This window comes from Proteus mirabilis ATCC 29906 (genome assembly GCF_000160755.1).
GTDB lineage: Bacteria > Pseudomonadota > Gammaproteobacteria > Enterobacterales > Enterobacteriaceae > Proteus > Proteus mirabilis.
Genome location: NZ_GG668583.1, coordinates 1 through 11,005 on the forward strand (window position 1 = coordinate 1; position 11,005 = coordinate 11,005).

At 37.2% G+C, this 11,005-nt stretch carries 9 protein-coding genes; 5 read left to right on the forward strand and 4 right to left on the reverse strand.

The annotated features are described in order from the left end of the window. The first annotated feature begins 289 nt into the window (after positions 1 to 289). Genes HMPREF0693_RS15960 through HMPREF0693_RS15970 form a run of 3 tightly spaced genes read left to right on the forward strand, consistent with a single transcriptional unit; the run spans position 290 to position 3,144 of the window. Positions 290 to 1,027: a (Fe-S)-binding protein gene (locus tag HMPREF0693_RS15960; RefSeq protein ID WP_004246615.1), complete on the forward strand. Its 738-nt coding sequence runs from the start codon at positions 290 to 292 to the stop codon at positions 1,025 to 1,027. Beyond that, a complete protein-coding gene (locus tag HMPREF0693_RS15965; protein ID WP_004246616.1) occupies positions 1,018 to 2,436 on the forward strand; it encodes a LutB/LldF family L-lactate oxidation iron-sulfur protein in 1,419 nt (472 codons plus the stop codon). The genes HMPREF0693_RS15960 and HMPREF0693_RS15965 overlap by 10 nt, the downstream gene beginning before the upstream one ends. A gap of 15 nt (positions 2,437 to 2,451) precedes the next feature. Further along, positions 2,452 to 3,144, forward strand: a complete 693-nt coding sequence (locus tag HMPREF0693_RS15970) for a LutC/YkgG family protein (protein ID WP_012368603.1) — start codon at positions 2,452 to 2,454, stop codon at positions 3,142 to 3,144. An 18-nt stretch (positions 3,145 to 3,162) separates the two neighbouring features. Here the strand turns inward: HMPREF0693_RS15970 and HMPREF0693_RS15975 are convergent, their stop codons facing one another. From HMPREF0693_RS15975 to acs, 4 genes are all read right to left on the reverse strand, one after another. Then, complete coding sequence (locus HMPREF0693_RS15975; RefSeq protein ID WP_004246619.1) at positions 3,163 to 4,794, reverse strand: phosphoethanolamine transferase; 1,632 nt, start codon at positions 4,792 to 4,794, stop codon at positions 3,163 to 3,165. A gap of 322 nt (positions 4,795 to 5,116) precedes the next feature. Beyond that, positions 5,117 to 6,772: a cation acetate symporter gene (locus HMPREF0693_RS15980; protein ID WP_004246620.1), complete on the reverse strand. Its 1,656-nt coding sequence runs from the start codon at positions 6,770 to 6,772 to the stop codon at positions 5,117 to 5,119. Next, positions 6,769 to 7,080 (reverse strand): DUF485 domain-containing protein, encoded by a 312-nt coding sequence (locus HMPREF0693_RS15985; RefSeq protein WP_004246621.1) that lies wholly within the window; start codon positions 7,078 to 7,080, stop codon positions 6,769 to 6,771. The genes HMPREF0693_RS15980 and HMPREF0693_RS15985 overlap by 4 nt, the downstream gene beginning before the upstream one ends. A 164-nt stretch (positions 7,081 to 7,244) precedes the next feature. Beyond that, positions 7,245 to 9,203 (reverse strand): acetate--CoA ligase, encoded by a 1,959-nt coding sequence (gene acs, locus HMPREF0693_RS15990; RefSeq protein ID WP_004246622.1) that lies wholly within the window; start codon positions 9,201 to 9,203, stop codon positions 7,245 to 7,247. A gap of 367 nt (positions 9,204 to 9,570) precedes the next feature. On the opposite strand from acs, the gene sodA reads away from it, so the two are divergent. Next, positions 9,571 to 10,194, forward strand: coding sequence for a superoxide dismutase [Mn] (gene sodA, locus HMPREF0693_RS15995; protein ID WP_036932494.1), 624 nt, complete (start codon positions 9,571 to 9,573; stop codon positions 10,192 to 10,194). A 117-nt stretch (positions 10,195 to 10,311) separates the two neighbouring features. Continuing rightward, positions 10,312 to 10,986: a 6-hydroxyaminopurine reductase gene (gene yiiM, locus HMPREF0693_RS16000; protein ID WP_004246625.1), complete on the forward strand. Its 675-nt coding sequence runs from the start codon at positions 10,312 to 10,314 to the stop codon at positions 10,984 to 10,986. Positions 10,987 to 11,005 lie beyond the last annotated feature (19 nt).

Below are 11,005 nucleotides of genomic sequence, written 5' to 3' on the forward strand. Positions count from 1 at the left end.
ATTCTATTTCACTTACGTTAAATTCTTTATTTATCGTAATAAAACTAGACTTAATAAACTCCCTCAATTTGCCACAGTAATAAATTGTTTTTATTAAAAAATAATCATAAATACCCTTTATATTCCCATTTCTTTATTTCTTGAAAACTGTAAATTTATAAAAAAAACACTTATACACATATATTTAACATTATTTTTATGCAACACTATTTGTCATACAAATGAGTTTATAAATGAGTCTCGGCTTATTTACTTACTCTACATAGATAAAAGCAATGGGAGCATAAGTATGGATGTTAATTTTTATGTAACATGCATTGGTGACGCCTTAAAGTCTCAGATGGCAAGAGATAGTGTATTGCTGTTAGAAAAACTAGGCTGTCAAGTTCATTTTCTCGAAAAACAGGGCTGTTGTGGTCAACCTGCTATTAATAGTGGATATATTAAAGATGCCATTCCAGCGATGAAAAACTTGATTAAAACCTTTGAAGTTAATGACTATCCTATTATTTCTCCTGCTGGATCATGTTCTTTTGCTATTAAAAGTTATGCTAAATATCTGGTAAATGAACCTGACTGGGCTATTCGTGCAGAAAAAATAGCTAATCGCATGTTTGATCTCACCTCCTTTATCGTTAATCAATTAAATATTGTTGATGTAGGTGCAAGTCTTAAAGGAAAAGCTGTTTATCACCCGTCTTGTAGCTTATTTCGTAAAATGGGAGTGAAAGAAGAGCCACTCACATTATTACGTCATGTAAAAGGGCTAGAATTATTACCTTTTGACAATATGGAAACCTGTTGTGGTTTTGGGGGGACGTTTTCGGTAAAAATGGCTGAAATTTCAGGTGAAATGGTCAAAGAAAAAGTTCACCACATTATGGATGTTCATCCTGACTATTTAATTGGTGCGGATGTCAGTTGCTTATTAAATATAGGTGGTCGTTTAGAGAGAGAAGGTCGTCCAGTTAAAGTGATGCATATTGCGCAAGTATTGATGAGCAATGAGGAGGAATTATGTCATTAAAAACAAGCTCTCTTCCTTTTAAAACGCTAATTGATCGTCAAGTTCACGATCAAATTATGCAAAAAGCCGTTGCTAATGCGCAAGAAACTATTGGCCGTAATCGTCAAAAAATGGTTGATGAATTAGGACACTGGGAGGATTGGCGGGATAGAGCGGCACAAATTCGTGATCATGTACTTGCTAATTTAGATGCCTATTTATATCAATTATCTGAAAAAATAGAACAACATGGTGGGCATGTTTTCTTTGCTCAAACGAAAGAAGAAGCCTCTCAATATATTCTCAATATTGCAAAAGAGAAAAAAGCCAAAAAAATAGTCAAAGCCAAATCAATGGTGACGGAAGAAATTGGCTTAAACCCTGTATTAGAAAATGCAGGTATTAATGTTATTGAAACCGATTTAGCCGAGTTTATTCTTCAACAAGCAAAAGACGCCCCATCTCATGTAGTGGTCCCTGCTATTCATAAAAATAGAGCTCAAATACGTCAAATATTTCATGACAAACTGGGTTATAACGGCTCAGATACACCAGAAGAAATGACGCGTTTTGTTCGCCAGAACATTAGAGACGATTTTTTTACTGCCGATATCGGTATTACGGGGTGTAATTTTGCGGTAGCAGAAACAGGTTCTGTTTGTTTAGTCACTAATGAAGGTAATGCACGATTAAGTACAACATTACCCAAAACGCATATTGCGGTGATGGGGATGGAACGTATTGCACCTACTTTTAAAGAGGTAGATATCTTAATTACCATGCTGGCCCGTAGTGCAGTAGGGTTACGTTTAACGGGCTATAATACATGGCTTACTGGCCCTAAAGAGAATGACAACGTTGATGGCCCAGAAGATTTCCATCTTGTTATTGTAGACAATGGCCGCTCGAAGATCATTGGTTCTGAATTTAAAGATATTTTACGTTGTATCCGTTGTGGTGCTTGTATGAATACTTGCCCTGCTTATCGCCATATTGGCGGTCAAGGATATGATTCTATCTATCCAGGCCCTGTTGGTGCCGTCTTAACGCCACTACTTGGTGGATATAAAGACTTTAAAAACCTGCCTTATGTCTGCTCATTATGTACTGCTTGTGATAGTGTTTGCCCAGTAAAAATACCTTTATCAAATCTTATAAAGAAACATCGTGAAGTCATGGTAGAGCAAGGTATAACACCGACAACTGAACGTAATATTACTCGGGTATTTAATTATGTGAACCGCCATCCTATGTTATGGAAAGTTGGGATGAATATGGGGGCTCATGCTACAAAATGGTTTATTAAAGAAGGTAAAGCGCCATTAAATATCGGTGCAATAAAAGCATGGACAGAAGCGAGAAATTTACCTGAAGGTGATGGTGAAAGTTTTCGTAGTTGGTTTAAAAAACACCAAAAAGAGGAGAAATAAGAGATGGATAACAATATGGATAACAATAAAGAACGCTTTTTATCAAATCTTGCTTCTCAATTAGGTAGGTCGTTAAAAACGCAACCTGAAGCTTTACCTGAACCAGTAAATTTATATCCAGAACAACGATTAACGGAGCTTTCTGATGATGAACTTTATCAATATTTTCTCAATACAGCTCAGTTAGCAGGAAGTACTTATGAAACGACAACATTGTCATCTTTACCTAAGCATTTAGAGACTCTTTGTGAACAGTATGGTTTACCAGTGATATTAACGGGTGATCCACGATTACAGGAAAGTGGGGTGATTGATTATTTATCAGAACACTGTCATGCCAATATTTGGGATCATACTGAGGGTAAAAAAAATATTGAACGGGTAAAAGAGGCAAAAGTCGGAATTGTATTTGCTGAATATGGACTTGCAGAATCTGGCGGTGTTGTTTTATTTTCTGGGGCTGACAAAGGAAGAAGTGTTGGATTGATCCCTGAAACCACGATTTTTGTACTAAAACGCAGTACGATTTTACCTCGAGTTGCTCAGTTAGCAGAAAGATTACATCAAATGGCATTAAAAAATATAAGAATGCCTTCTTGTATTAATATTATTAGTGGTCCTAGTTGCACATCAGATATTGAATTAATTAAGGTTGTTGGTGTTCATGGCTCTTTAAATGCGATTTATGTGATTATTGAAGATTGTTAAATTAAGTCATGCGCCTCTTTATTGAGGCGCTTGTTCTTCTGATTCTAATAGTGCGTAGTTTAATAACTTCTTATTACCATCGATGACCATCATTGACGTTTTTGTTTGATAGCATTCGCTTAAAGGTGAGTAACATTTTTTCGCTGAGTTATGTTCAATACCTAGCCATTGGCTTAATAGCCAATAATTATCTGCGGTAGAAAAAGGTTTATTCAAATTTTCTTCATTGATATTTGGTCGCGTTGCAGATGCGCTATACCAAATAAAGAGCGGTATATTATAAGCTTCTTGGCGAGGACTGTTCACGCCATGGTGATAACGTACTTCTCTATTTTTATCTAATCGTTGTAATGCGTGATCTGAAAAATAGAGTATAGATGCGGGTTTATCTTGTATTTTTTCAATAATTTGGCTGATAAGTTTGTCAGTATAAGCGATAGAGCTATCGTAGCAGTTATCATCTTCTTGTTGGGAAAAGGTTTTAAGGTAAGTGCTAGGAAAACGATTACATGCTGGCTCATGACTACCATAAGTATGTAGGACAATGAGCTTTTTATTTGATGAGTTATCATTAAGCGCATTATCTAAAAATGGCAATAATTCTTCATCATAGCCAATAAATTCATTCCATTTTTTATGTTGGGCCATATTGGCAATAACAGAAATCACACTCGTTTTTGGATTTCCTTTACCTTGGTTACTTAACCAATATGTTTTGAAGCCAGCATGATTGGCAAGAGAAATGATATTATCAGCGTAGTGTTTCTTATCATATAACTCTGTTAGGTTGATATTAGAAAGGGATATGGGTACTGATAATATGGTCACAGGCGCAGGAGAATAAGCTTGCTTAAATAATAAAATATTATTTTTTTCTTTCTCTAAATTAGGGGTAGTATCGTACGGATACCCATAAATTCCTAAATGATCACGTCGTACTGATTCACCAATCAAAAGAATATAAATTTCTGTTTTTTGATCCACTTTATCATAGTTAAAATTAACTTTTTCTGATGTGATCTTTTTGATTTGTCTATTTTCGTGGAAAGTCCGCACTAAAGCTGCTGCATTGTAAAAAGGGGTATTAAGTAGATAATACTCAGCAAGTAATTGGGTTTTACTCTCTGATCTTATTGCTAAGTTTTTGTATAGAGAAATAAGAATTATTAATATAAAAATAGCAATTAAACATCTTTTATTAGTTTTGTTATTTAAATAACGGGCGCTAATATGTATTAAATAGAAAAAACTGGTAAATATAACAATATAAAAGAGTACATAATATTTATTATAAGAGAGCATACCAACAGTTTCACTTCCATTAGTATTAATGAAAGTTTCTGCTATTGATGATGAAAAGGGAATATCATGTTCACGATAAAAAAACAGTGAGATGGAGAGGTTTAAAGACCATAAAGCTGCAACAATAAAAGTAATCACTTTTCCTATAGTAAACCGATAGATACCTGCGCAGAGCAACATCAGGAGCCAACCGATAATCACCATAGAGAACTTTTGTTCAATATGCAGGGTTGAACCCGCTAATAGTGCAGGTACTATAGATAAAATAAATAAAAGAGAAAAGTTTATTACTTGAGACATGCTTTTATCATTATCACCTTTTTCCATATAGAATAAAAAGTTAACCATTTAGCATTTCATAATACAAGTCTTGTTTAGCTAAAACGAGTCTGAAATTGATATTTCAGTACTTATCTTATCTTTTATTGACTTATTATACTGTTACTTATAGTTATATTTACACTTTTAATTATTGTTATAATAATTTTAATTAATTGATCTTGCTTGAAATTTTCCAATAGACTTAAAATTAAACCACATTAGTCAATAGTAATTTAAAATATCGTATAGATATGTATTTTTAAACCGATATTAATTTAATTAAGTAAAGAGTAAAAAAAAGTGCCAACATTGTTGGCACTTTAAGAATAAAAAACTATTTTACAGATGTTTAATGAGGTTTACCTTGCTCTGCACCAATACCTATTTGTGAGCGAATAAACTGAGCTTCAAATTTCATACGCTCTTGAGTTGCCAGAGAAGAATTATCGGTAATGGAGAATAACCATGAAACGATAAAGGCAATGATCATAGAGAAAAGAGCAGGGTACTCGTAAGGATAAATAGGTGTATCATGACCAAGAATACTCACCCAGATCGTGGGACCTAAGATCATTAAGGTAACGGCAACAATTAAGCCAGACCAGCCACCAATTACAGCCCCACGTGTTGTTAATCCCTTCCAATACATAGAGAGTAAGATAATAGGGAAATTACAACTTGCAGCGATAGAGAAAGCTAAACCGACCATAAAGGCAATATTCTGTTTCTCAAATAAAATACCTAAACCAATGGCGACAATGCCGAGAATAACAACCGTTATTTTCGAAACTTTTAGCTCTTGTCGCTCATCTGCTTGGCCATTTTTAATTACATTGGCGTATAAATCATGAGAAACGGCAGATGCACCTGCTAAAGTTAATCCTGCAACAACGGCTAAAATAGTGGCAAAAGCGACTGCAGAAATAAAACCAAGGAAGAAATTACCACCAACAGCATCCGCTAAATGAACAGCGGCCATATTGGTGCCACCAATTAAAGCACCAGCGGCATCTTTGAACAGAGGATTAGGGCTAACGAGTAAGATAGCCCCGAAACCAATAATAAAAGTAAGAATATAGAAATAACCGATAAAACCTGTCGCATAGAAAACACTTTTACGAGCCTCTTTTGCATCGCTAACGGTAAAAAAGCGCATGATAATGTGGGGAAGTCCTGCGGTACCAAACATTAAGGCAAGACCTAAGGATAATGCAGAGATAGGATCAGAAACTAACCCTCCTGGACTCATGATAGAAAAGCCTTTTTGATGGACGTTAACAGCTTCTTTAAACAAAGTATTGAAGTTAAAGTCTGCCGCTTTCATTACCATGACCGCCATAAAAGTTGCACCGGCGAGTAATAAAATAGCTTTGATTATTTGTACCCAAGTGGTGGCTAACATGCCGCCAAAAAGGACATAAAGAACCATTAAAATACCGACTAAGATCACCGCAATATGGTAGTTTAAGCCAAAGAGCAGCTCGATTAATTTACCCGCCCCTACCATTTGAGCAATAAGATAGAGGGCAACAACAACTAATGAACCTATTGCAGAAAGTGTTCTAATGGGCTTTGGACTTAAACGGTAAGAGACAACATCAGCAAAAGTATAGCGTCCTAAATTACGCAAACGTTCAGCGATAATAAATAGAATGATTGGCCAGCCGATTAAAAAGCCAATAGAGTAGATAAGTCCATCATAGCCAGAAGTGTATACTAACGCTGAAATTCCTAAAAAGGAGGCGGCAGACATAAAATCACCAGCGATAGCCATACCATTTTGAAATCCGGTAATTTTGCCACCCGCAGTGTAATAATCAGACCGTGATCGTGTTCGTTTAGAGGCCCAGTAAGTAATATACAGTGTTAAGCCAACAAAGATCAGAAACATGATAATGGCTTGGAAGTTAATTGGCTGTTTTTCACCCCCTTCGGTTATCGCTGCGGCTAATACATTGGGGGATAATAACGTTAATAGTGATATGGCGTAGTGTTTATTTTTCATTTTTCTACCTCACCAAGAATTTCTGCCGTTAATTTGTCAAACTCTGTATTTGCTCTAATAACGTAAATCCCTGTTAGTAGAAAAGAGGCGATAATTAAGCCAATACCGATAGGAATACCTCGAGTAATGTAACTGCCTTCATAGAGCGGTGTACCTAACCATTGTGGATAAAAAGCAATCAGCAATATAAATGAGACATACATAACAAGTGTAATAATCGAAAGTCCCCATGAGAAACGACTACGTTTTTTAACCAGTTCTTTAAAGCGAGGGTTATTTTCTATCTCTTGATAAATATTGGGATTCATCAGAGTTCTCCTCAAAATAATTATTTGGTTTATTACATGATTTAGAGGTGTTTATCCCCGCATGTCATGAATTTGTGGTAAGAGAGCCCTGCAAAGGCATAAAATGCCTTTGCATAGTAGTATTCTGGTTTTATTGACTGCTGTATTATTTGAGCACTAGCACTTTAAATGGTCAGTGATAGAGACTGTTTTTCTTCTAACAGTTTTTCTACAACGCCTGGATCGGCGAGTGTTGAGGTATCTCCAAGGTTAGTTGTGTCGCCAGAGGCAATTTTACGCAAGATACGACGCATAATTTTCCCTGAGCGTGTTTTAGGTAAGGCATCTGTCCAATGAAGGATATCAGGTGTTGCTATTGGGCCTATCTCTTTACGTACCCAATTGCGCACTTCTGTATAAAGCTCTGCCGTAGGCTCTTCACCATGATTTAGCGTGACATAAGCATAAATAGCTTGTCCTTTTATATTATGGGGAATACCAACAACAGCCGCTTCTGCAATTTTAGGATGGGCGACAAGTGCGGATTCAATTTCGGCAGTACCTAAACGGTGACCAGAGATATTTAAAACATCATCAACACGGCCTGTTATCCAATAATCACCGTCTTCATCACGACGGGCACCGTCACCTGAAAAGTACATGCCTTTAAAGGTCGAAAAGTAAGTCTGTTCAAAACGGTCATGATCGCCAAATAATGTTCTTGCTTGGCCCGGCCATGAATCTACGATCACCAAATTACCTTCACAAGCACCATCTTGTATTTCTCCCATATTGTCAACAATCGCAGGTTGTACACCAAAGAATGGACGAGTCGCTGAGCCTGGTTTTAGATCCATTGCTCCCGGCAATGGGGTTATCATGAAACCTCCTGTTTCTGTTTGCCACCATGTATCAACAATAGGGCATTGGCTACGTCCCATTTTTTGATAAAACCATTCCCAAGCTTCTGGGTTAATAGGCTCTCCTACTGAGCCTAAAATACGTAAAGAGGTTCGTTGCGTACCTTCAATGGCTTTGTCTCCTTCCGCCATTAATGCGCGGATCGCAGTAGGTGCGGTATAGAGAATATTAACTTGGTGTTTATCAACAATCTGGGCCATACGATTGACGGAGGGGTAATTGGGGACGCCCTCAAACATCACTGTTGTGGCACCATTTGATAGCGGGCCATATAACAAGTAGCTATGGCCAGTTACCCAACCGACATCCGCTGTACACCAATAAATCTCACCATCATGATAGTCAAAGGTGTATTTAAAGGTCATTGAGGCATAAACAAGATAACCGCCAGTGGTGTGCAATACGCCTTTGGGTTTCCCCGTAGAGCCTGATGTGTAGAGAATAAAGAGTGGATCTTCTGCGTTCATGACTTCCACATCACATTCAGTACTGACGCCTTGAACAATTTCATCCCACCATAAATCGCGTCCTTCAATCCATTGTTCTGTTTGCCCTGTTCGACGTAAGACCACAACATGTTCAATAGGCGGGATATCCACATGAGTGAGGGCATCATCAACATTTTTCTTTAAGGGGATTGCTCTACCAGCACGTAAGCCTTCATCTGCAGTGATCACTAATTTTGCTTTAGAGTCAATAATGCGCCCTGCCACTGCTTCTGGTGAGAAACCACCAAAAATAACAGAATGAATAGCCCCAATACGAGTACAAGCCAACATCGCAACAGCCGCTTCAGGAACCATTGGCATATAAATAGCCACCACATCGCCTTTTTTGATACCCAGTTTTTTTAATACATTGGCGAATTGACAAACATCTTGATGAAGTTGGCGATAGGTAATGCTTTTTGATTCATTAGGGGAATCACCTTCCCAAATAATAGCAACTTGATCCGCGCGTTTTTCTAAATGGCGATCAAGACAGTTTTGGCTAATGTTAAGTTGCCCATCTTCAAACCAGCGAATACGGACATGGCCTGGATCAAAGGAGGTATTTTTCACGATAGTATAGGGGGTTATCCAATCAACAATTTTCCCTTTATCTGCCCAAAAGGCCTCAGGGTTTTCGATGGATAATGCATAATCTTTTTGGTATTGCTCTTTATTAATCAGGGCGTGCTCTGCAATGTTTGCAGGAATGTGATGTTGGTTCATTTTTGTCATAATTGTTCTCCTTACTGTTGTTAATACTATGTCAAAAAGTCGTTAACAAAAGAGGGTAAAGAGACATTGTTTCTTTTTTGCGCAGAAGATCACGAAATAATGGAAATGCTTTTCATGGCGTGATCAATTAGTGCTAAAGGTTGTTATGTATAATTTATCTACCTTTTGAGTATTTTATGAAATATTAAACCAATGATAAGCTTTTTATTTAAAATAAAATACTGTGAAAATTGATGTCACTGGGTTGGATAAAAAAACCACAAAAATAATATGGATATGATAATGATTTTCATTAACATTTTTTTCACTATAATAAAGAGATAAATCACATGGCGTGATCGAATATAAAACAGCACTGGAGATTAATATGAGCTATACATTACCTGCACTCCCTTATGCTTATGATGCGCTAGAACCTCATTTTGATGAGCGCACAATGGAAATTCACCATACTAAGCATCATCAAACTTATGTGAACAATACCAATACTGCGTTAGAAAAACTGCCTGAATTAGCGGGTTTAGAAATTGATGAACTCGTTAAGAATTTACATAAAGTACCTGCTGATCAACGTACCTTTGTACGTAACAATGCGGGTGGTCATTCTAACCATACTTTCTTCTGGAAAGGATTAAAGCTAGGCACTCAATTACATGGTTCATTAAAAGATGCCATTGAACGTGATTTTGGTAGTGTTGATGCATTTAAAGAGTTGTTTGAAAAAACCGCTGCTAGCCGTTTTGGTTCAGGTTGGGCATGGTTAGTATTAAAAGATGATGGAAAATTAGCTGTTGTTTCTACCGCAAACCAAGATAGCCCATTAATGGGTGAAGAGTTAGCAGGTGCATCTGGCTATCCAATTATTGGCTTAGATGTATGGGAACATGCGTATTACTTGAAATATCAAAACCGTCGTCCTGATTATATCAAAGCATTCTGGTCTGTAGTTAACTGGGATGAGGCGCAAAAACGCTATCAGAGCAAAGCATAATATTGCTATCATTCTCTTTTCTCTCTATTTATCAATGCCGACAATTATTGTCGGCATTGTTTATTTAGCCTGCTCTCTTTATTATAAAAGGACTTTTTTTCATTGAGGCAATGAGTTATGCGCTATTTCCCCAGTGTTTTTATTGGCAATATCACGACGACTGCAAATGGATTTACCAGTGCGATCACCAAAAGGCTGGTGGATGGGCATATTAAACTAACATCACTGGGCTTAGCAGGTGATGAGCAAGCAGAAAAAGGGTTTCATGGTGGGCCTGATCGCGCTTTGTGCCATTATCCTCAAGAACATTATCATTACTGGTCTGAGCAATTTCCTCAACTGGCTGACTTATTTAATGCTCCAGCGTTTGGTGAAAATATTTCGACTACCGGTCTGACAGAAGAGAATGTTTTTATTGGTGATATATATCAATGGGGTGACGCTTTAATTCAAGTGACCCAGCCTCGTTCACCTTGTTATAAGTTAAACACGGTGACTGATATCAGCGATTTTTCACAACTGATGCAAGATAGCGGTTTTTGTGGCTGGTTATATCGCGTGATAAGTCCCGGCGAAGTAGGCTGTCATCATCCTTTGGTTCTACGCTCAAGAAATAGCGATATCTCGGTCAAAGAAGCAATTGCTATTGCTTTTCATATGCCATTTGATGAGGAGTCGTATCGTCGCTTATTAGCAGCGGCAGGACTATCCGCTAGTTGGTGTAAAACCATGCAGTTAAGATTGCAAAAACAAACTATTGAAAGTTTTGATAGAAGGCTATTTAAGAAATAGTCAGAAAATAGGCCAGCAG